Source organism: Cellulophaga lytica DSM 7489 (genome assembly GCF_000190595.1).
GTDB lineage: Bacteria > Bacteroidota > Bacteroidia > Flavobacteriales > Flavobacteriaceae > Cellulophaga > Cellulophaga lytica.
The window spans coordinates 500,658-523,570 of the sequence record NC_015167.1 but is presented as its reverse complement, the minus strand read 5'-3'; the positions used below and the strand labels follow the sequence as shown (position 1 = coordinate 523,570).

Here is a 22,913-nt window from a genome sequence, read left to right as displayed (position 1 = left end):
TTAAGCTATTTGGTTATGAAAAAAATATTTTTACTTACATTGGTTTTGCTTGCTTTTGCTTGTAAAAACAAAAAAGAAACATCTAAAGAAGAAGTTGTATTATGGATGCCTTATAATGACTCTTTAGAGGTGGAAAAGAATAAAACGCATAAAAACTCTAGAATGCGTTACAAACTTTTACAATCTAAAGTAATAGATAAAAATGAAATTTTTCTTCCATTATATCCAGAGGTTCAAAAATTATCAGAAAAAGAATATACAGCATTAAAGCCTCTTATTTTAGAAAAAGATATTTATACATTGCGTAAGCAATTAGATGAAGGAGTATTAACTTATGAAAAACTGGTTCTTTTTTATTTGTACAGAATTTATAAGTATGAATTAGATAATACCACAACCTTAAATACAGTAATAGCTTTAAATAAAGATGTGGTTAAGCAAGCTCGTAAATTAGATGAGCTTAAAAATGCGAATAATGAGCCAGCTAGTAAGCACCCAATATATGGTATGCCTATATTGTTGAAAGACAATATTAATACTAAAAATATGGTAACCACTGCTGGTGCAATAGCATTAAAAAATAACAGTACAGATGATGCTTTTATAGTTAAGCAACTAAAGGAAAATGGCGCCTTAATTTTGGGTAAAGTTAATTTAAGTGAATGGGCTTATTTTTTATGTACTGGTTGCCCTGTTGGTTATAGTGCAGTGGGCGGACAAACATTAAACCCTTATGGTAGAACCGTTTTTGAAACAGGAGGCTCTAGTGCTGGTAGTGGTACGGCTGTTGCAGCAAATTATGCGGTAGCTGCTGTGGGTACAGAAACATCGGGCTCTATATTATCTCCATCTAGTCAAAACTCGGTAGTTGGCTTAAAACCAACAATTGGTTTGTTAAGTAGAACGGGTATTGTGCCAATTTCTAGTACATTAGATACTCCTGGTCCAATGGCTAAAAACGTAGGTGATGCTGCTATTTTATTAGACGCAATGAAAGGTAAAGATGCCGCAGATAGTAAATCTGTAGAAAAACATTTAGGTGTACTTTCTGCGCCTTTAATAGATAATAGCTTAAAAGGGAAACGTTTTGGAGTGATAAAAAACTTGTTAGAGTCAGATTCTATTTATAAAATAACAATAGATAAATTAAAAGAACAAGGGAGTGTTATTGTAGAAATTACACCTCCAGAAGTTTCAATGAGTGGTTTTTTAAGTATTTTAAATATTGATATGAAGCACGATTTGCCAACCTACATAAAAAATCAAACTAAAAATAAACTACCAATAAATGATATAAAATCTGCTGTAGCATTTAATGCTAAAGACTCTGTTGTAAGAATACCTTATGGGCAAGCCTTATTTAGAGGAATTTTAGCAGATACCACTACAGTTGAAGAATTAGCTGTTATTGTTAGTAATTTAGAGCAAAATGGAAGGCGTTATTTTAATGAAGCTATGGATGCTCATAATTTAAATGCAATTTTATCTATTAATAATTACCATGCTGGTTATGCAGCAGTAGCTAAATATCCTGCAATTACAGTGCCAATGGGATATAAAAAAACAGGGGAGCCAATTAGTTTAACTTTTATAGCAAAACAATTTAAAGAGGCAGAATTGCTGCGTTATGCAGCAGGTTTTGAATCTGTTTTTAAAGCAAGGCAAATACCAAAAAAATACAACTAGTTAATTAAGTTATTTATTTTCTCCCAAAGTAGATTATCAAAACTAGACGGACCAAGTAGTTCATCATTAGCAGCATCACCTAAACGTACAACAACTAGGTTTTTGCTAGGTGAAATGTATAGTTTTTGGTCATCCTTGCCTAAGGCGGCTATTAAATCGTTGGGTGCATTAGGTATTAGTTTTCCAGTGTAATTAAGTTCAGAAGCAGGTAGTTTATATGATGCTTTTCCGTTTAGCCACCAAAAATAACCATATGCATCATTTAAGTTCTGAGACGTGCTTGTCATTTCGTTAAAATATGTTTCTGATTCTAACACCGGAATTCCATCCCAATTTCCTTTATTTAGATTTAAAATTCCATACCTGGCCATACTTCTGGCGTTGCCGTAATACAATTTAAAGTAACCAAAAGGTACCCAAGAGCCTTGCATACCAATTACATTTTTTAGTTTATCATTAAAATAAGTATTAAAATTTTGCTGTGTGGCTCCTTCTATAATATTGTGTGTAATAGTGTATGCTCCATTATGATAGTACCAAAATGTGCCTGGTAAATTTTTAAAAGTGAAACACTCTGGGTCTGTGCAGTTGTTGTTAGTTACAGTATAATCTAAACCAGTAGTCATTGTTAAATGGTTTTTAACTGTAATGTTTTGTTCTTGAGCAGTTGTTAAAGAAGACCAGCCTGTGCCCAAGTAATTGCTAGATGGTAAATTGATATCTAATAAACCTTCTTCAATAGCAATTCCGGCAGTAAAAGATACTAATGTTTTTGCGGCAGAATTCCAGGCTAAATTAGAGGTTGCATCAGCATTATTACCATACCATTCAACTACAATTTTTCCGTTTTCAAGTATTAAAAAAGCTTTTGTTTTGTTGGCTTCAACAAAGCTTAAAAGTGGTTGTAAAGCATCTTCATTCCAGCCTAAATCTTCAACTGTATTAGTTTTCCACTCGTCAGAGTTAATAGGTGGAAAATACATTTCATTAGAATCTGTATCGTCTATGTTATTTTCTTTATCTGTAGAACAGCTGCAAATTATACAAAGTACTAATGTTAAAAAAGAGTATGTGTAACTTTTCATCTTGTATATTTTTAAGTTTAGATAACATTATAGGCTAATGGTTTAACGTAAAAATCATAAAATTAGTTCTATATAGGTGTCATTCCTTAAGCAAGTTGTATTTTTGCAGCCAATTTTAATAGATTATGCGCACAAAATCACTAAAAACAAACAAAATTAATGTAGTTACTTTAGGTTGCTCTAAAAATGTGTACGATTCTGAAGTACTTATGGGGCAATTAAAAGCTAATGGAAAAGAAGTTGCACATGAAGAAGATGGTAATATTGTTGTAATTAATACGTGTGGCTTTATTGATAATGCAAAAGAAGAAAGTGTAAATACTATTTTAGATTTTGTACAAAAAAAAGAAGCTGGTGAGGTAGATAAGGTTTTTGTAACAGGATGTTTAAGTGAGCGTTATAAACCAGATTTGATAAAGGAGATTCCTAATGTAGACGAGTATTTTGGTACTAGTCAACTGCCTAGTTTATTAAAAGCTTTAGAGGCAGATTATAAGCATGAGTTAATAGGAGAGCGTATTACTACAACGCCAAAAAACTATGCTTATTTAAAAATAGCAGAAGGTTGTGATAGGCCATGTTCTTTTTGTGCAATACCATTAATGCGTGGCAAACATAAGAGTACACCAATTGAAGATTTGGTTACTGAAGCTGAAAAATTAGCAGCAAAAGGAGTAAAGGAGTTAATACTTATAGCACAAGATTTAACGTACTACGGTTTAGATTTATATAAGAAAAGAAATTTAGCAGAGCTTTTAGAGGCTTTAGTTAAGGTTGAAGGTATAGAATGGATACGTTTGCACTATGCTTTTCCTACTGGGTTTCCTATGGATGTACTAGACCTTATGAATAAAGAGCCTAAAATTTGTAATTACTTAGATATTCCGTTACAGCACATATCAGATTCAATTTTAAAAAGTATGCGCCGTGGTACCACACAGGCAAAAACTACTAAGTTGTTGCAAGACTTTAGAGCTACGGTGCCAAATATGACCATTAGAACTACGCTAATTGTTGGTTACCCTGGGGAAACTGAAGAAGATTTTGAAACCTTAAAACAATGGGTTACAGATATGCGTTTTGAGCGTTTAGGTTGTTTTACATATAGTCATGAAGAAAATACACACGCGTATAATTTAGAAGACAATGTGCCAGAAGAGGTGAAGCAAGATAGAGCTAACCAAATTATGGAGATACAATCTCAGATTTCATGGGAGTTAAACCAAGAAAAAATAGGAGAGACTTTTAAATGTATTATAGATAGAAAAGAAGGTAATTATTTTGTTGGAAGAACAGAGTTTGATTCTCCGGATGTAGATAATGAGGTTTTAATTGATGCTACCAAGCATTACCTAAAACAAGGAGAATATGCTAGTATAAAAATTACAGAAGCTGCAGATTTTGATTTGTATGGAGAGCCAGTGTAATTACAACTCTACAATAAAAAAAGCCCTAGAAATTAACTTTCTAGGGCTTTTGCTTTTTTTAATCTATTTTATCATCAGGAGATACTAATTTGTAAACCAGACCTGCTAAAATAGCACCTATTATAGGAGCTACCCAAAATAGCCATAATTGTGGCAAAGCACCATCTGTTTGCGCAAATAATGCCTGACTCGTACTACGTGCAGGGTTTACAGATGTGTTTGTAACAGGAATACTAATTAGGTGTATTAGTGTAAGTCCAAGGCCTATTGCTAAACCAGCCATACCTTTTGGAGCTTTAGAGTGTGTTGCGCCAAGTATAATTATTAAAAACATAAACGTCATTACAATTTCTGTAATCAATGCCGATGTCATATTGTATCCTCCAGGAGAAAACTCTCCAAAGCCATTGGCAGCAAAGCCACCAATACTAAAGCCTTCTTTACCGCTAACAATAGCGTATAAAATTGCTGCTCCTGCAATACCGCCCATTACTTGAGCAATTATGTACGGCAAAAGTTCTTTTTTGTTAAATCTGCCTCCAACGCATAATCCAATAGAAACAGCGGGATTTAAGTGGCAACCAGATATATGGCCAATTGCATAGGCCATTGTTACTACAGTTAATCCAAAGGCAAGTGCAACACCTGCAAATCCAATTCCTAATTCAGGGTAGGCGGCTGCTAATACGGCGCTACCACATCCGCCTAGGACAAGCCAAAGCGTACCAATAAATTCTGCTACTAATTTTTTCATTTTTGTTTGTTAATGGTTAATAAGTGTTTAATACCATAACAAAACGTAAGAAAGTAAGTTGTAAAGTGTTGGGGGATTTACAAGTTACAAAAAATAAAGTTACCCGTATATTAAAATTTATTCTGGTTTTGTGCTTAACATTTTATAAGAAAACCAACCAATAATAGCCATTATTAGCCCCATAATAACCCATAACCATAATTTATTTTTAAAAAGAGGTTCTTGTATTTGTGTTTCTTTTTTGGCAATATAAACAGGATTGCCCAAAGAGAGGTTTTTTATATCCTTAGGCATTTTTATATTTAACTGTGCAATATCATAACTAGGGCCGTATGCATCTTTATTACCATATGTTAAATAATATGTAGCTGGTTCTGTAAACCTTGCGGTTAGTAAGTACTTATAACCTTTAGCAGTTATATTTTTTATTTTTAAAGGTTGATTGTCAAAATTTAAAATAGTAATGCGTATTTTTTTAGAGAAGGTATTGTCAAAAGTAAATGTATTATTTTCTATAGAGGATAATGTGCCAACGCTTAATGTATTGTAGTCATACAAATACCCTTTTTGTGTTTTTACACTGTCTAAAAGTTCTTCAATTTTTATAGGTCTGTAATAATCAAAATCATTATTAATATTTATAGTTACTTGGTGTGTAGGGGCTTTTTTAGTTAAACTGATATTGATAATTGTTTTTTTGCTTTTTTTATCTTCAACAACAGTATAAGATTTTAATTTTCTGTTGGTAATATTTTCTGTAGCTTTTTGTTGAAGTTCTAATGTTGCTCTGTTTAAAATAGGTTCTTCATCACTCTTAATGCCTACTCTAAAATATGTGTATTCTGCTGCACTAAAATTAATGTCTGTATAACTGTAACTGGTTTGTTTGTTTTTAATGGCAACAATTCTATAATCATTATATATGGTAAACCAGTTTTTTTGGTCGTGACTTCCTTGTACCAATGTTTTCCAATCAAAATTAGTGTTTTCAAAATCTAATTTTATATGATTAATAGGGTCTTTAGAAGGTACTTTTAGTGTAAAGTAGTAAGTACCATCTTTAGTACTAGCGTTTAATAATTTGTAGTCTACCGTTTTAGTTTTTAATTCTGGAGATGTGTAATTAAAAATATAAGGAGCCTCAATAGTATCTTTTTTAGGAGTTATACCGTATATGCGAATATCACTTAAATGATCTTGAGTATTAGCAAAAACAGTGTCTGGTAATACAATATTATGCCAAGTATCAGTAATATTTTTAAGTTCTATTTTTGCATCATAGTTTTGCATTTGTGCGTAAAATGCAGTGGTAACTAGTAAAAAAAGTAAAATGGTTTTATTCTGTTTTTGTCTCATCAAAAATTTTGTTTTTGTACTTGTTGTATAAAAATGAAACTCCTAAAATTAATAGCCCTAATATAACTAAAACAAGAGTTTTTGATATGGTATTTAAAGAGGCTAAATCCATAAAGAAAAGCTTAATAATGGTGATTCCAAATAAAATAATGCCTCCAATACGTATATATTTTATTTTTTTCCAGATGCCTTTAGCTACTAAAAAGAAAGAATACACTCCCCATAAAATGCTTAGTTCTAATCCGTATGTTTGCTCTGCGCCAGACAAGTCTATCCAGTTAATTAGCTCGCTACTTAAAATCCAAAGTACTGAAATATTAAGTAGTATAGAAAACGCAATTTTAAAGTTTATGCGCATAAAGCTTTGCTTAGTGTAACTATATGTGCAGTATACTATAAGTGCTATAAAAGTATAAAGTATATATCTTACTGCAAGGTGCATACTTCCAGAGTTGTAATATTCAGACGGATTTAAGTAACTGTCTCTAAGCTCACTTAAAATAAGTAAGCCTACAGTTAATGAAATAAATAAAACAATACTATTAATGCTAATATTTACAATACCTAACGTTCTGTTTTTTATCTTTTTAATATTTATAATACTTAGTATAGAAAAGAATAGTAAGGTGTAGCATACAAGTGTTAGTATGCTAAAGCTATTAATGTCATAATTAATAGGGTTGCTATAAATGTCTGTTTTATTTATTATAATTTTAGACTCATCCAGTGCTAAATTAAAGTAGTGTACTATTTCTACAAAGAAACTGCTAAATGTTACTAATACTAATAGTATTGGAGCAATGTAAGATAAAACATTGTTTTTGGTGTTGTATTTTTTATTGGTTGTGTAAATGAAATACAATGAAACAATACTAAGTAAAGAGCCAAGTAAATTTACGTTTAATAGAGGAGTAATATTACCTGCGTAATCACTATAATAGCTATGGTCTAGATAGTAAGTTCCCCAGTCTTGAAACAAACTTAGTAATGATAATATTACCAGTGGATAAGAGATTTGCTTTAAAATAGGAGCGCCTTTTGATGAGCCAATCCAGAAAAGCAAAGCGGCAATAGTAATCCATAGAATAGTAACGTAATTACCATCTAATTGTACGGGTACAGCAATAGTTATAAAGACAAACACCATCCCTAATATAAAATATAAAAGCTTGCTATCTGCTAATTTTTGTTTGTACAAAATAGTACCAGCAATAAAATGTAATAATGCATTGGCAACCGTAAATAAGCCTAAATAGCTATCATAATCTTGGTTAGAACTTAGTAGATAAAAACCATAACCAAAAAAGATAAATGAGTTTACTAATAGTATTAAAATAGAACTAGGGTTAAAAGCATGGTTCTTTTTTATTTTGTTAACTATAAATGTTGTGTAAAAGATTAGGAAAAATACAAATAAGAATAAAAAGGCTTTTGTAAAGTGGTCATAATTATAACTAAATAAAAACCAAGAACCGTATATAAACCACGTAAATATAAAAGCAGAGTAGAATAAGCCTTTCCAATCTTTTTTAAATGATAATGTTAAAATGCCTATGTTAATAATAGACATATATGTAAATAATATACCAACTTGTCCAGATCCACTACTAAGTAAAAAAGGAACAGCATAGGCACCTACTAAACCAATATGTGCAATGGCCTGTTTGTTGTAGTTAATGGCGGCAATAACTGTAAATATGGTGAGTAATACCATTATTGCAAAAGCCGGTATTTGTGGTAGAATATCATAAAAGCTATATGCAGCAAACGTTATAAAATAGAGTATGGCAATAGAGCCACTTACTAATACCGCACTGTAACTAGTATATTTTTCTTTTAATTTAATCCCAAGACCAAGTAAACCTAGACCTGTTAAGTATCCTAAAATTATTCTTGTTAACGGACTAATTAAGTTGTTTTCTATAGAGTATTTTGCGCCAATTGCAACACCAATTATTAGAATAAGAATACCTATTTTACTTAGTAAATTTTCGCCTATAAATTTTTCAATATTAGATTTTTGTTTAGGCTTAGAGATTCTTTTTTCTATAGGTTGTATATTTCTCTCAGGCTGTATAGCTTTAGCTTGTGTGGTATTAATAGTCTCTTTAGTAAATTCTTTTGTGGGTTCTTTAGTAGGTGTTATTACTGGTGAAGCAATAGGAGTAGTTTTGTTATTGCTTATTTGCTTTGGAATACCCTCTTTTTTAAGTCGCTCTATTTCTTTATGTAAAACCATAAGCTCCTTAGCAAAATGCTCTTGCTTGCTTAAAAGAATTTCAAACTGTTTGGTTAGGTTATTTAAATATTCTTGGTCGTTTGCCATAAGCTAGTTCCTAAAAATTATATTTTTTATAGTAGCACGCAATGTACAGCTAACTATAGGTTGGTTAATACCCTATAAACCGTGAAATATAGCAGTTTACATTTGTAAAGGGGTATGTATAATAACAAGTTTATACCTTAAATAGTATAAATTGGGGGTTTAGTTCTGTTTTTTTTGCAAGTTGTAATTGTAATACTCTCTGCCTAATTCTGCTAAAAAGGGAATTCCTACGGACTCATACTCATAGGTGTTGTCATTATAAACACCATTGCTATTCACTAAAATAGTAGCTGTTAACATAAATCTAATATCATTTTTTGTGTCTTCAATAAAAGCGCAATCTGTTAAAGTTCCGTACGCGTAGCCAACCTTATTGTATATTTTAATATTACCTGGTATAGGCTTTTTTGTGTCGCCATACATAAAGAATTTTACATAGCTATCATAATAAGTGCTATCTGTATAACCGGCATCTTTAGGTGTATTACTCATTACTTTTTTTAAGAAAGATAAATCATCTAAATATAAATTAAATTGCTGTTCACTAGAAAATGATTCAGGATAAATTATACGCTGTAAAACCTGTTGTTGGGCATCAATACTATAGTAATTTTTGAAACTAAAATCAAAAGGTTGGTTTTGCAATACTTCATCTTCATCAATATAACCAATACCCTTTTTAATTTTATCAAGTTGTAATGGAGCAATAGGGCTGTTAATTATAGCGTTGGTATTTATAGTTGTGCTATCATTTGTATAAATAACCAGTGGTTTTGTAGTAACATTATCAGCATTATCCGTAGAAAGTCTGTGAGCTATTCTAACATTATTTATGCCTTTGTCTTTAAGTTTTTTGTTAATATAATCTTGGCCTAAAAACTCAAATAATCTATTGTAAGCATCATTGTCGCTCACAGCAAATAGTTTAGTAATTTCTTTAGCAAATGTTGTTTTTAAAGTGTCACCTTCAATAAAAAACTCGGTATCCTTAGTGTAGCCTTCGCTTTCAAATATTTTTTCTAATGTTAAAACAGCAATAGGTAATTTTACAGAGCTAGCTGGATAAAAGTAATTGTTTGAATTGGTGTTAAAATCAAAATTATTAAACACATAAACACCATTAGTCTTTTTTATTTCAGTATATCTAAATTGTACCTCATGATTAGTAATGCTGTCTAAAACCCTTTTTATATTATCACTTTTAGATGCAATAATATAATTAATAGGATGGTTTATTTTTTGTTGTTTTTCTTTACAAGAAAAAAGAAAAATAAAAGAAAGTAAGGCTAGTGTAAAAGGCTTCATTTTGCGTTGTATAATTCTCCTCTGTGTGGTTTTAATGCGTCTCTAACGGCAATCATTTCCTGTTCATTAACAACTAAAAATGCTATACTATGCATATCTGTTACAGCTGTAAATCCGGTAATATTAAGATCTAGTTTTTCTGCTTCAATAAATTCTTTTAAGTGTATTTCATGATGTTCTGCCGTTTTTTCGGCAGCCGGACCCCTAAAGTCCCATATCAGTTTTATTTTTTTAGACATATTATAAGTTGGTGTAAATATATTTAGGTAAAACTACTATTTCTTTATTAAAATTAAAGGAAGTAGATAATAATAAAAATAGTTCTCTTAAGCTAAATACTTATTTTTTAGTATTAAAATTTACTATTTTTTAGTATTTAATGCTAAAAAGTGTTAATCATTTTACAATAAATCTTGTATCGCAACATCTAATTGTTATTTTTGCGTGATGCACCAATTTATGCAACATATAAATAAGTTAGTTTTCTTGTTAGGAATACTTTATGGCACATTAACACTTAGCTCATGTCAAGGTGTTTTTGTTAGTGATAAAGATAAGGTTGCTATAGCAAGGGTAGGAGAAAATTTTTTGTATAAAGAAGATATACAAGATTTAATTCCTAAAAACACAACTAAAGAAGATAGCACCACTTTAGTAACCAATTATATAAATAATTGGGCATCTAAGCAGTTGTTAATGTCAAAGTCTAAAGTAAACTTGTCTGAAGAACAGTTGGCAGAGTTTGATAGACTTGTAGCAAATTATAAAACAGATTTGTATACAGGAGCTTACAAGGAAGCTTTAGTGCAAAAAGAGCAAGATACTGTTATTACTAATGAAGAGTTAAACGCTTTTTACCAAAAAGAAAAAGAGAACTTTAAACTTAACGAGAAAATTGTTCGGGTACGTTATGTAGAGCTGCCTCCTCAATTTTTAAATAAATCTGCAGTAATAGAAAAACTAAAAGGGTTTACAGAAAAAGACCGTATGTATTTAGATTCTATTAGTGTACAATTTAGAAAGGTTAATTTTAACGATTCTGTTTGGGTAGAAGCCTCTAGGTTAAAGAGTGAAATACCACCATTAACATCAGATAATGAACAGCAATACTTAAAAAAAGCACAATTTTTTGAGATGCAAGATTCATTAGGGGTATATTTGACCAAGGTTGTGGATATGATTGATAAAAACCAGCCTGCACCCTTACAGTACATTACACCAACAATTAAACGTGTTTTACTAAACCGAAGAAGATTAGAGTACCTAAGAAAATTAGAGGTAGATATTATAGATGAAGCTATTAAAAATAAGGAATTTGAGACATATGAAAAACAAGAATAACAACATTACTTTTTTACTAGCAATGTTATTAACTGTAACCTTTACAGCTAATGCAATGCAAGAACAAGAGCAAATAGAAGATGTTGTGCAAATAGCACAAGACACTATAAAATCTAACTTTAAAAGAATAAAATTAGATGGTGTTTCTGCCGTTGTGGGGGATTATGTTATACTAGATTCTGATATAGAAAAAACATTGATAGATTTACGTAGTCAAGGTGTTTCTGAAGATGATATAACTAAATGTGGTCTTTTAGGTAAATTAATGGAAGACCGTTTGTACGCGCACCAAGCTGTACAAGATAGTTTACTGGTTTCTGATGATGAAGTTAACGCAACTAGTGAGAGACAAATACAAAGCTTAGTAGGGCAAATAGGTTCTATGGATAAGTTACTTAAGTATTACAAAAAAGATTCTCAAGAAGCATTAAGAGAAGATCTTTTTAAAATTAATAAGCTAAGAATGTTGTCTGAAAAAATGCAACAAAAAATTATTGAAGAAATAGAAATTACTCCAGAAGAAGTAAGGCAGTTTTATAAAAAAATACCAAAAGAGGAAAGACCAGTTTTTGGTGCACAGTTAGAGATTGCACAAATTGTAAAGCAACCAGAAGCTAGTGAGGAAGAAAAACAAAAAGTAATAGATAAACTTAATAAAATAAGAGAAGATGTTTTAGTAGGTGGTTCTAGTTTTAAAATTAAAGCAATTATTTCATCTGAGGATGAAGGATCTAGGTCTAATGGAGGTTTTTATAAAATTAAAAAGGAAACTAACTTTGTAAAAGAATTTAAAGATGTTGCTTTTAGTTTAAAAGAGGGTGAAGTTTCTGAACCTTTTGAAACACAGTTTGGGTTTCATATTATTTACTTAGAAAAAATTAAAGGTCAGGAAAGAGATGTAAGGCATATTCTTATGGCGCCTAAAATATCTGATGAAAGACTTGAAGAAGCTAGGTTAGAATTAGAGAAAATAAGACAGAGAATTTTAGATGGTGAGCTTACATTTGCAGAAGCTGCTTTAAATTTTTCTGATCAGAAAGAAACAAAATACGAAGGTGGGCAATTAAGAAACCCACAAGATTTTAGTACCAAGTTTGAGCTTACTAAAATGCAACCAGAGTTGTATAACCAAGTTAGGGATATTAAAGATAATGAAATCTCTATGCCTATTTTAGAGGTAGAGCAACAGGGTGGTGCAAAAAAGTATAAGATAATGAAGATTACCAATAGGTATGATGAGCACGTAGCAGATTTTGCACAAGATTATACTAAAATTCAGGAGTTAGCATTAACGCAAAAAAGAGTAGATGCTATACAGGAATGGATGGTTGAGCATATTAATGATACTTATGTAAGTATTAATAAAGACAATAAAGATTGCGAGTTTAAAAACAACTGGTTTAAAAAATAGTAGAACTTTATGTCAGACGTAACTGCTGTTAAAAATTTAGTTGAAAAACACCACGCACTAAAGCAAGAAATTGCTAAAGTAATTGTGGGCCAGGATGTAGTAATAGATCAAATATTACTATCTATTTATACAGGCGGTCACTCTTTGTTAGTAGGTGTGCCCGGTTTGGCAAAAACCCTAATGGTAAACACAATAGCCCAAACCTTAGGGTTAGATTTTAAACGCATACAGTTTACGCCAGATTTAATGCCTAGTGATATTTTAGGTAGTGAAATATTAGACGAAAAAAGAAACTTTAAGTTTATAAAAGGTCCTATTTTTTCTAATATTATTTTGGCAGATGAAATAAACAGAACACCGCCTAAAACGCAAGCGGCTCTTTTAGAAGCAATGCAAGAAAGGGCTGTAACAATAGCTGGTAACCATTACAAATTAGATCTTCCTTATTTTGTACTGGCTACACAAAACCCTATAGAGCAAGAAGGTACATATCCTTTACCAGAAGCACAGTTAGATAGGTTTATGTTTGCTATAGAATTACAATACCCATCTGTAGCAGAAGAAATAGAGGTTGTTAAACGAACAACATCAGACAATAAACCTACAATTAACGCCTTATTTAGTGCAGAAGAAATAGTAGCAGTACAGCTTTTGGTACGTAGAATTCCTGTGCCAGATAATGTTGTAGAATATGCTGTTAAGTTGGTAAATAGCACTAGACCTAATCTAGACACAGCCAATGATTATGTAAAGCAATATTTAGATTGGGGAGCGGGGCCAAGAGCTTCTCAAAATTTAATATTAGCAGCAAAAGCACATGCAGCTGTAAACGGAAAATTTTCTCCAGATATAGAAGACGTACAGGCTGTTGCTACAGGTATATTAAGGCATAGAATAATAAAAAACTACAAGGCAGAAGCAGAAAATATTTCTGAAGAACAAATAATTGCCAAATTGCTCTAATTAAAGAAAAATCAATTTCAAACGTTTTCGTAGATAATTTGATAATATTTTAAGTAAAAAATGATGCATTCATTTTTACAAGTGCATTTTTTTGTTTTTTTAGCAAAATAACACTAATCGTTGCCCAATTCTTTCGTTTACCCTTTAGATTTTATTAATTTTGTGGAATTGCAATAAATTAAACTCAAAACTAAAAGGAATGGCATTTGACATTGATATGATAAAAGGGGTTTATGCCCGTATGGCTGAACGAGTAGATATGGCTCGTGAAATAGTAGGAAAGCCACTTACACTTTCAGAAAAAATATTGTATTCTCACTTATGGGATGGTAATCCAAATACTAAATTTACAAGAGGTAAAGACTATGTAGATTTTGCACCAGACCGTATTGCTTGTCAAGATGCCACCGCACAAATGGCATTATTACAGTTTATGCAAGCTGGTAAGCCAAAAGTTGCAGTTCCTACAACAGTACACTGTGATCACTTAATACAAGCTAAAAGTGGTGCTGCACCAGATTTAAAAGTAGCAAATTCTACAAGTGCAGAGGTGTTTAACTTTTTAGAGTCTGTTTCTAACAAGTATGGTATTGGTTTCTGGAAACCAGGAGCAGGTATTATTCACCAAGTAGTTTTAGAAAATTATGCATTTCCTGGCGGAATGATGATTGGTACAGATTCTCATACAGTTAATGCTGGTGGTTTAGGTATGGTTGCTATTGGTGTTGGTGGTGCAGATGCTGTAGATGTTATGGCAGGTATGGCTTGGGAACTTAAATTTCCAAAATTAATAGGTGTTAAATTAACTGGAAATATTTCTGGTTGGACATCAGCAAAAGACGTTATATTAAAAGTTGCAGGTATTTTAACTGTTAAAGGTGGTACTGGTGCAATTGTAGAATATTTTGGAGAAGGTGCTAAAAACCTTTCTTGTACAGGTAAAGGTACAATTTGTAATATGGGTGCAGAAGTAGGAGCAACTACATCTACATTTGGTTATGATGAGTCTATGGAGCGTTACTTACGTGCAACAGACCGTAATGATGTTGCAGATGCAGCAAATGAAGTTAAAGAGCACTTAACTGCAGATCCAGAAGTTTACGCTAATCCAGAGCAATATTTTGATGAAATTATAGAAATTAATTTAGATGAATTAAGACCTCATTTAAACGGACCTTTTACTCCAGATTTAGCTACACCAGTAGGCCAGTTAGGAGAAAAAGCTAAAGAAAATGATTGGCCTTTAAAAGTAGATTGGGGATTAATTGGTTCTTGTACCAACTCTTCTTACGAAGATTTAACAAGAGCAGCTTCTATAGCTAAACAAGCTGTAGATAAAAAAATTAAGCCCAAATCAGATTTTGGTATCAACCCAGGTTCAGAGCAAATTCGTTTTACCGCAGAAAGAGACGGTATATTAGATATTTTTGAAAACTTAGGAGCTACAGTATTTACTAATGCTTGTGGACCTTGTATAGGTCAGTGGGACAGAAGTGATGCTAAAGGTGATGAGAAAAACACAATTGTACACTCATTTAACCGTAACTTCTCTAAAAGAGCAGATGGTAACCCAAATACACACGCATTTGTTGGTTCTCCAGAAATGGTTGCTGCAATAGCAATATCTGGTCGTTTAGATTTTGATCCTATGAACGATACATTAATTAATGAAGATGGTGAAGAGGTAAAATTAGATATGCCATTAGGTATAGAGTTGCCTCCACAAGGTTTTGATGTAGAAGATGCTGGTTACTTAGCTCCAGATGAAGATGGTTCTGGTGTAGAGGTTAAAGTTTCTCCAGATTCTGAAAGATTACAATTATTAGAGCCATTTACGCCTATTAAAGACGAAAGTTTAATGGGAGCTAAATTGCTTATTAAAGCTTTTGGTAAATGTACAACAGACCACATTTCTATGGCTGGTCCTTGGTTACGTTTCCGTGGGCATTTAGATAATATTTCTAACAACTGTTTAATTGGAGCTGTTAACGCTTTTGGCAAAAAAACAAATTTTGTTAAAAACCAATTAACAGGTGAGTTCGGTGGTGTTCCAGATACTGCACGTGCATATAAAGCTGCAGGTGTTAGATCTGTAGTTGTGGGAGACCATAACTATGGAGAAGGATCTTCTCGTGAGCACGCAGCTATGGAGCCAAGACATTTAGGTGTTGCGGCTGTAATAGTAAAATCTTTTGCACGTATTCATGAAACAAACCTTAAAAAGCAAGGTATGTTAGGTTTAACATTTGCAAATGAGGCAGATTATGACTTAATACAGGAAGATGATACATTTAACTTTATTGACATAGCAGAATTTGCTCCAGACAAACAATTAACTTTAGAGTTAGTTCATGCAGATGGTAGCAAAGATGTTATTAAGCTTAACCACACTTACAACCAACCTCAAATTGATTGGTATAGAGAAGGTTCTGCGTTAAATGTAATTAAAAAAGAAAACGCGGCATAAGCCAAGTTTGTTTTAATAAAAGAAAACTCCCGAAGTAATTCGGGAGTTTTTATTTTTATATGAATTTATCTTCATATTTTAGGGGTAATTATACAATATAAAATGAAAAAGAAAACAGTTTTTACTCTTCTAATAATGCTTCTTATAGCAGCATTTTTTTGGACTCCCTTAGGGCATATGGGGAAAATATTTTTAAACAATATGGTAGCAACTGCTCCTTCTGTTATTACTAAAGAAAATCAGAAAAAAATAACAGATTATGACTGGGTTTTAAAAGATGAAGATCACAACTTGTTTAACTTTAAAAAGTCTAAAGGGAATGTAATTTTTATAAACAATTGGGCGTCATGGAAAGTTCATTGTGAAGCCGAACTACAATCCATACAAAAGTTTTATAATGATTATAAAGGTAAAATAGACTTTTATATAATTACTAATGAAGAAAAAGATGTAGTAGAAGAATTTATGCAGCTTAAAAAATTTAATTTTCCTGTTACATATTTAATTATTGATGCTAAACACGCTGTAAATACAGAAAAAGTGCCTTCTAGTTATGTAATAGATAAACAAGGCAATATTGTGATTTATGAAGAAGGTATATCTAATTGGGATAATAATACTGTATACCAAACTGTAGAAAACCTTTTAAAAGAGTAAAAATGGCTTTTACTAAAAAAAGAATATTTAATATTGCTTTTTATGTACTTATAGTTGCCATAATATTTACTCCGTTAGGGTTTAAAGTAAAGGTTTTTACAAATCAAATTTTTTCAGGTAACCCAAATACCCTAAAGCAAGAAGAGCAAATTGTGTTGCAAAATTATAACTGGAAATTTGTAGATGCTAAAGAAAACAGTTTTAATTTTAATGACTACCAAGGTAAAGTAGTTTTTATCAATTTTTGGGCAACATGGTGTCCGCCTTGTGTTGCAGAAATGCCAAGTTTACAAAAGTTATATACTGACTATAAAAATGATGTAGAGTTTATTTTTTTGGCAAGCGATAAAGTAAAAAATGTAAATAAATACCTAAAAGAAAACAATTTTAGTTTTAATGTGTATTATTCTAATTACAAGTTACCGCAAGAGCTTAAACATACTGTAATTCCAACAACATTTGTATTAAATAAATCTGGAAAAATTATAGTTAAAGAAACCGGAGCAAAAGATTGGAATAGTGAAAAAACACGTAAATTATTAGATAAGCTGTTGAAAGAATAAAATATAGATGAAAAAATAAAAAGCGCTTATAAAAAGCGCTTTTTTTGTGACTACGACTGGAGTCGAACCAGCACGTTCTTAAGAACACTACCCCCTCAAGGTAGCGCGTCTACCAATTCCGCCACGTAGCCATTGGTTAAAATAATTTATAGCGCAAATATAACTATGTGCTATAGATATATAAACTTTTTAATTTGAAATTTTATGTGTTTTTGTTTCTGTATTAGCCTAGCATATAATAGCTTTTTTACTCAATAGGCCTTATTTTTGATACAAGCATAATTATAGTTTTATGAGTGATAAAATATCTGTTTTTTGGTTTAGGAGAGATTTAAGGATTGAAGACAATACGGCACTGTGTAATGCATTAAAATCTGGTAATCCCGTACTTCCTGTTTTTATTTTTGATGAAAATATTTTAAATGAACTAGATGCAGATGATGCAAGAGTAACGTTTATACATAAAACTATATCAGCTATAAATTTAACTTTAAAAGAATATAATAGTGGTGTACTATGCTTACATACAACACCAGAACTTGCTTGGAAAAAAATAGTAAGTACATACAATGTAGAGCGTGTTTTTTTTAATAAAGACTATGAGCCATATGCAAGAGAAAGAGATCAGAAAATAACTTCATTTTTAAACGATAAATCTATAAAGGTTAAGTCTAATAAAGACAGTGTTATTTTTGAAGAGAATGATGTTTTAAAGAATGACGGTGATCCATATACGGTTTATACGCCATATAAAAATAAATGGTTATCTAAATTTACTCCAGACCTAATTGAAGATAAGAAATGTGACTTTAAAGGTAAATTATTAGAGTTTAATGTAGATTTTCCTTCATTAGAAAATTTAGGATTTAGTGCATCAAACATAACGGTAGAACCATACAATTTAGAGCATCTAGATATTTATGCAGAAAAAAGAGATTTTCCGTCTGATGATATAACAACATATTTAGGTCCACATTTGCGTTTTGGAACCGTAAGTGTACGCAAATTAATTAGAGGTTTAGATGGTTTAGAAAGTGTGTTTTTAAGTGAATTGGTTTGGAGAGAATTTTTTACTCAAATCTTATTTCATTTTCCAAAGGTTGTTACCCAAAATTTTAGATCTAAATACGATGGAATAAAGTGGCGCAATAACAAAGAAGATTTTGAAAAATGGTGTACAGGTAATACAGGTTATCCTATGGTAGATGCCGGTATGAGACAGTTAAACAAAACAGGGTATATGCATAATAGAGTGCGTATGATTACTGCTGGCTTTTTATGTAAGCATTTATTAATAGATTGGCAGTGGGGAGAGGCCTATTTTGCTAAAAAGTTGTTAGACTATGAGTTGGCCTCTAATAACGGCAATTGGCAATGGGCAGCAGGTACTGGTTGTGATGCTGCTCCGTATTTTAGAATATTTAACCCTATAACACAATTAAAAAAGTTTGATAAAGATTTTAAATACGTCAAGCATTGGATTCCTGAGTTGGATGGGTTTAATTATCCGCAGCCAATGGTAGAGCATAAAGCAGCTAGGGAAAGAGCATTAAAAGTATATAAAGAAGGTATAGAAGATTAATTATTGATTTTGTTTGTTAAAGTAACGAAACAACTCAATATTCATAAAAATAAGTACAAGTCCGTAAAAACAATCCTCTACAGGTATAGTACCTATTCTAACACCTAAATTTTCTGCATTGTTATACCAAACAATAGGAGACTCTAAAAAACTGCCAGTTAACAAACCATTACTGGCTAAAAAAAATGGTATAATTATTAAATACGTTAAATAATGATAGCTAAGGTTTGTTTTTTTATAGTACAAATAAACTAAAAAAAGGACGGCTAAAATACCAGTTGTACACGTGTATAGCTTGTCTAAATTAAATAAAGCGGTAATTAAACAAGTAGCAATTATTGTAAATGTAATGTATTTTTCAATTTTTTGTAATGGATTATTTTTTATTAAAAATAATATGGCAAAGTATGTAAAAACACATGCATATGGTATGGCTATAAAAAATAAAACTTCCTCTAAAGGTAATTCTCCAAAAAATATTCCACTAAGGTAATCTTTATTAAACCCCCAAACTCCTATAGCTGTAAACCAATAATCCCAAACAATAAAAAATAAAGCAACAGGTATGCACGCTTTAAAAAATGAACCCCATTTTTTGTAAAAAGCGTGTTTTGGGTAAAAGCTAGCAATAAAAGGTATACTAATGCAAGCAAAATTTATAAGTAGGTAATAAAAGGGCTTCATTAAGGTTTGTATTGTTTATGGTATTTTTTTGGGACATATAACATTCCAAAACACTCTCCGTGTTCTTTACCTAAGTGTTTGTGGTGTACTTTGTGTGCTTTACGCAGACCTATTAAATATTTGTTTTTTGTTTTTTTAAACCATTTAAAACGTTGGTGAATTAACACATCATGAATTAAAAAATAAGCAATGCCATAAAATAAAATACCTAAACCAATAAAAAACAAAACGTTTAATTGTGGTCTAATACCAAAGAAAAATAAGGCAATGCTAGGTATCGCAAATATTACAAAAAACAAATCATTTTTTTCAAAAGGGTGTGGGTATTTTGGCTGATGATGATCTTCATGTAAAACCCATAAAAAACCATGCATTACATATTTGTGTGTTAGCCAAGTTATAACTTCCATAACAGTAAATGTAACAACTGTAACTAGTATAAAAAGTACTATTTTCATTAATTTGGGCTTATTGTATTTATATTTTTTAAAATTACTTTTTTGTAATTTTTAGGTAATTCAGATGCATCTAAATTATCTAAAATGAATTTTTTATCTGCTGCAATTCTAGTGTTGTACCCTAAAAAACTGGGGATGTTGTTTTGCACTAAGTACCTCACATACCTTGCTTCTATATCGTTTGGGTATTTTTTGATGTAATTTTCTAATGTTTTTTTACCTTCATTAAAATACGCTAATTTTTTAAAGGGCCATACTGTAAACTCAGCTTTTTTCATTGTGCATGAGGCAATGTATGGTGTAGCTTTAGAGCAATTAATTTGTTTGCTACTTTTTATAAACTTCTTTAAATCATCATTAGTTTTTATAGTATGAAATGTATTTCTAATACTTTCCAAACTTGTACAATCTGTGGTTTGGTTAAAAATTAAAACAAATAAGAGAAAAAATAATTTCATTAACTATGTTTAAAAGTCACTACTAATAAACTATAAAGTTATAAGAAATTACGTTATATAATATTAAATTTAAATCTAATATATGCTTTGGTTAAAATTAAAAACTTTAGCGGATTAGAAATACGTATTCTACTGTTCATAATACTACTAGTATCTGCCTTTTTTAGTTTGTTAAGTAATTTAGAGTAGTACTTATATGCTACAAAAACACCTAATCTGCTTTCTAAAGGAAGTTGAACAATACCTTTGTAAGCTTCAGAAAAATCGTTTTCAATATCTTTTAAAATACGGTCTTTAGCAGTATGTGTAAGTGTGTTAGTATTTAATTCGGGAAAATAAGATCTTCCTAATTCATTAATATCGTCTTTAAAATCTCTTAAAAAGTTTACTTTTTGAAAAGCAGATCCTAAGTACTGTGCAGACTCTTTTAAGTGGTTAAATCTTTCATTGTCATTATTAACAAAAACGCGTAAACACATTAAACCTACTACATCTGCAGAGCCATAAATATATTCGTTATATTCTTCCCTTGTGCTGTATTCTGTTTTGTTAAGGTCAAAACGCATGCTAGTTAAAAAGGCGTCTACATACTCTTGTAAATCATATTTTAAAACAACTTCTTGAAAAGAGTTTATAATAGGATTAAGGCTTATTTTACGGATAAGAGATTTTCTGTACTCCTCTTCAAACTCATTTAAAAGCTCTTCTTGATTATAATCATGAAAAGTGTCTACAATTTCATCTGCATACCTAACAAAACCATAAATAGCATATATGGCGGGTCTTATAGATGGTGCAAATAGTTTTATACCTATAGAAAATGACGTACTATAAGTTGTGGTTATTAATTTACTACAATTAACGCTAGAGGAATCAAACAGAGCTTTCATTATTTACTATGTTTTAAAATTAGTTCACTTACTACTTTGCCAGATATTAATGATGGTGGCACACCTGGTCCTGGAACAGTTAATTGTCCACAGAAATATAAATTGTCTACTTTTTTACTTTTTAGTTTAGGTCTTAAAATATGGGTTTGCATTAGTGTATTGGCTAATCCATATGCATTTCCTTTGTAAGAATTGTAATCGTCTTTAAAATTGTCGACACAATAAGATTCTTTAAATAATATATCTTCTTTTAATTTTTGATCTGTTAGTTTTTCTACTCTTTCTATAATCTGATTAAAGTAGTGTTCTCTTAGTTCTTTAGTGTCTTCAATATCTGGGGCAATAGGTACTAAAAATATAGCGGCCTCTTTGCCTTCTGGAGCGCTACTAATATCTGTTTTACTAGGGAAACTGGCATAAAACAAGGGCTTGTTAGGCCATTCTTTAGTATCGTAAATTGTTTTCGCGTGCTCTTCAAAATCAGTATCAAAAAATAATGTATGATGATTTACAGCTTCAATTTTTTTATTAAAACCAACAAAAAATAATAGGGCTGAAGGAGCAAATATTTTTTTGTCCCAGTAACTTTCTGTGTATTGTCTATATTGTTCAGGTAGTAAAGTTTCTGTGTGGTGATAATCTGCACCGCTTAAAAGAACATCACACTCTAGATACCCACTTTTACTTTCTACACCTTTTACTTTACCGTTTTGTATATCAATTTTTAAAACAGGGCTATCTGTAATGGTTTTTACACCTAAACTTTGTGCTAATGTTTGCATACCTTCAACAACTTTGTACATACCTCCTTGTGGGTGCCAAGTACCAAGTTTAAGGTCTGCATAGTTCATAAAATTATAGAATGATGGTGTATTACTTGGCTTAGCGCCTAAAAATAAAACAGGAAATTCTAATACTTTACGTAGCTTATCATTTTTTACATAACCAGATACCTGATTTTTTATAGTAAGTATAAACTCGTACAATTTGGTAATTGTTTTACGGTTTATAATTTCAAAGATGTTTTCACCAGGGTTGTATACTAGTTTTTTTATAGCAATATCATAATTAATACGAGCTTTGTTAATAAAGCGTTCTAATTGTTTACCGCTACCAGGTTCTATTTTTTCAAAAGTATCTCTTGTTTCATTAAAATCTTCAGAAATTGAAATAGCATCGTTTTTGCCAAAATAAATTTGGTAAGCAGGGTTTAGTTGGTCTAGCTGGTAATAATCGCTTGTTTTTTTATTAAAGTCAGCAAAAAACTTGTCAAAAACATCTGGCATCCAATAAAATGTAGGGCCAATATCAAAAACAAAACCGTTTGTTTTTAGTTGTCTAGCTCTACCGCCAGTAGTTGTGTTTTTCTCTAACATAGTAACATCATAACCAGCTTTTGCTAAGTAGCAACTAGCAGATAGTGATGAAAAACCAGAGCCTATAATAATTACTTTTTTCATAAACTATTAACAAGTATCTTCCTAAGATACTATTTGTTTT

Annotated in this window: 20 protein-coding genes and 1 tRNA gene; 9 read left to right on the top strand and 12 right to left on the bottom strand. The window is 31.1% G+C overall.

The genetic code is table 11. The features are described from left to right. Positions 1-15 precede the first annotated feature (15 nt). Positions 16-1,686, top strand: a complete 1,671-nt coding sequence (locus CELLY_RS02405; protein WP_042257245.1) for an amidase family protein — start codon at positions 16-18, stop codon at positions 1,684-1,686. Here CELLY_RS02405 and CELLY_RS02400 read toward each other — a convergent pair. Continuing rightward, entirely contained in the window at positions 1,683-2,771 is a 1,089-nt protein-coding gene (locus tag CELLY_RS02400) for a serine hydrolase domain-containing protein (protein ID WP_013620059.1), read from the bottom strand. The two genes, CELLY_RS02405 and CELLY_RS02400, sit on opposite strands and share 4 nt — an antisense overlap. Positions 2,772-2,896: 125 nt before the next feature. Here CELLY_RS02400 and rimO point away from each other — a divergent pair, with 125 nt between their 5' ends. Next, the gene (gene rimO / locus CELLY_RS02395) at positions 2,897-4,198 is read left to right on the top strand and encodes a 30S ribosomal protein S12 methylthiotransferase RimO (RefSeq protein WP_013620058.1); all 1,302 of its coding nucleotides are present in this window, start codon (positions 2,897-2,899) and stop codon (positions 4,196-4,198) included. 58 nt (positions 4,199-4,256) lie between these two features. Here rimO and aqpZ read toward each other — a convergent pair whose 3' ends face one another. The 5 genes from aqpZ to CELLY_RS02370 all read right to left on the bottom strand — a co-directional run bounded on the left by aqpZ (position 4,257) and on the right by CELLY_RS02370 (position 10,178). Further along, the gene (gene aqpZ / locus CELLY_RS02390; RefSeq protein ID WP_013620057.1) at positions 4,257-4,952 is read right to left on the bottom strand and encodes an aquaporin Z; all 696 of its coding nucleotides are present in this window, start codon (positions 4,950-4,952) and stop codon (positions 4,257-4,259) included. Positions 4,953-5,069: 117 nt separating this feature from the next. After that, positions 5,070-6,308, bottom strand: coding sequence for a DUF3999 family protein (locus CELLY_RS02385; RefSeq protein ID WP_013620056.1), 1,239 nt, complete (start codon positions 6,306-6,308; stop codon positions 5,070-5,072). Beyond that, positions 6,289-8,634 carry a DUF2339 domain-containing protein gene (locus CELLY_RS02380; protein WP_013620055.1) on the bottom strand — a complete coding sequence of 782 codons (2,346 nt, stop codon included), beginning with the start codon at positions 8,632-8,634 and terminating at the stop codon, positions 6,289-6,291. The genes CELLY_RS02385 and CELLY_RS02380 overlap by 20 nt, the downstream gene beginning before the upstream one ends. Before the next feature lie 159 nt (positions 8,635-8,793). Beyond that, positions 8,794-9,939 (bottom strand): serine hydrolase, encoded by a 1,146-nt coding sequence (locus CELLY_RS02375; RefSeq protein WP_013620054.1) that lies wholly within the window; start codon positions 9,937-9,939, stop codon positions 8,794-8,796. Further along, a complete protein-coding gene (locus tag CELLY_RS02370) occupies positions 9,936-10,178 on the bottom strand; it encodes a hypothetical protein (RefSeq protein ID WP_013620053.1) in 243 nt (80 codons plus the stop codon). Before CELLY_RS02370 ends, CELLY_RS02375 begins: the two co-directional genes overlap by 4 nt. A 220-nt stretch (positions 10,179-10,398) precedes the next feature. On the opposite strand from CELLY_RS02370, the gene CELLY_RS02365 reads away from it, so the two are divergent. The 6 genes from CELLY_RS02365 (at position 10,399) to CELLY_RS02340 (ending at position 17,341) form a co-directional block, all read left to right on the top strand. After that, positions 10,399-11,280, top strand: a complete 882-nt coding sequence (locus CELLY_RS02365) for a hypothetical protein (protein ID WP_034645081.1) — start codon at positions 10,399-10,401, stop codon at positions 11,278-11,280. Beyond that, positions 11,264-12,691 carry a peptidylprolyl isomerase gene (locus CELLY_RS02360; protein WP_013620051.1) on the top strand — a complete coding sequence of 476 codons (1,428 nt, stop codon included), beginning with the start codon at positions 11,264-11,266 and terminating at the stop codon, positions 12,689-12,691. Before CELLY_RS02365 ends, CELLY_RS02360 begins: the two co-directional genes overlap by 17 nt. A gap of 9 nt (positions 12,692-12,700) precedes the next feature. Then, complete coding sequence (locus tag CELLY_RS02355; RefSeq protein WP_013620050.1) at positions 12,701-13,654, top strand: AAA family ATPase; 954 nt, start codon at positions 12,701-12,703, stop codon at positions 13,652-13,654. A 199-nt stretch (positions 13,655-13,853) separates the two neighbouring features. Then, positions 13,854-16,121 (top strand): aconitate hydratase, encoded by a 2,268-nt coding sequence (locus CELLY_RS02350; protein WP_013620049.1) that lies wholly within the window; start codon positions 13,854-13,856, stop codon positions 16,119-16,121. Positions 16,122-16,223: 102 nt separating this feature from the next. Continuing rightward, positions 16,224-16,778: a TlpA family protein disulfide reductase gene (locus CELLY_RS02345; RefSeq protein ID WP_034645087.1), complete on the top strand. Its 555-nt coding sequence runs from the start codon at positions 16,224-16,226 to the stop codon at positions 16,776-16,778. A gap of 2 nt (positions 16,779-16,780) precedes the next feature. After that, a complete protein-coding gene (locus CELLY_RS02340; RefSeq protein WP_013620047.1) occupies positions 16,781-17,341 on the top strand; it encodes a TlpA family protein disulfide reductase in 561 nt (186 codons plus the stop codon). A 47-nt stretch (positions 17,342-17,388) separates the two neighbouring features. Here the strand turns inward: CELLY_RS02340 and CELLY_RS02335 are convergent. Further along, positions 17,389-17,472: transfer RNA gene (locus tag CELLY_RS02335), tRNA-Leu, on the bottom strand. 161 nt (positions 17,473-17,633) lie between these two features. On the opposite strand from CELLY_RS02335, the gene CELLY_RS02330 reads away from it, so the two are divergent. Further along, positions 17,634-18,923, top strand: a complete 1,290-nt coding sequence (locus CELLY_RS02330; RefSeq protein WP_013620046.1) for a cryptochrome/photolyase family protein — start codon at positions 17,634-17,636, stop codon at positions 18,921-18,923. Here CELLY_RS02330 and CELLY_RS02325 read toward each other — a convergent pair whose 3' ends face one another. Genes CELLY_RS02325 through CELLY_RS02305 form a run of 5 tightly spaced genes read right to left on the bottom strand, consistent with a single transcriptional unit; the run spans position 18,924 to position 22,873 of the window. After that, the gene (locus CELLY_RS02325; protein WP_013620045.1) at positions 18,924-19,607 is read right to left on the bottom strand and encodes a lycopene cyclase domain-containing protein; all 684 of its coding nucleotides are present in this window, start codon (positions 19,605-19,607) and stop codon (positions 18,924-18,926) included. Next, positions 19,607-20,065: a sterol desaturase family protein gene (locus tag CELLY_RS02320; protein WP_013620044.1), complete on the bottom strand. Its 459-nt coding sequence runs from the start codon at positions 20,063-20,065 to the stop codon at positions 19,607-19,609. Before CELLY_RS02320 ends, CELLY_RS02325 begins: the two co-directional genes overlap by 1 nt. Beyond that, positions 20,065-20,523, bottom strand: coding sequence for a hypothetical protein (locus tag CELLY_RS16600; RefSeq protein ID WP_013620043.1), 459 nt, complete (start codon positions 20,521-20,523; stop codon positions 20,065-20,067). Before CELLY_RS16600 ends, CELLY_RS02320 begins: the two co-directional genes overlap by 1 nt. A 53-nt stretch (positions 20,524-20,576) precedes the next feature. Then, the gene (locus tag CELLY_RS02310) at positions 20,577-21,413 is read right to left on the bottom strand and encodes a phytoene/squalene synthase family protein (RefSeq protein WP_013620042.1); all 837 of its coding nucleotides are present in this window, start codon (positions 21,411-21,413) and stop codon (positions 20,577-20,579) included. Next, positions 21,413-22,873: a phytoene desaturase family protein gene (locus CELLY_RS02305; protein WP_013620041.1), complete on the bottom strand. Its 1,461-nt coding sequence runs from the start codon at positions 22,871-22,873 to the stop codon at positions 21,413-21,415. The genes CELLY_RS02310 and CELLY_RS02305 overlap by 1 nt, the downstream gene beginning before the upstream one ends. Positions 22,874-22,913 lie beyond the last annotated feature (40 nt).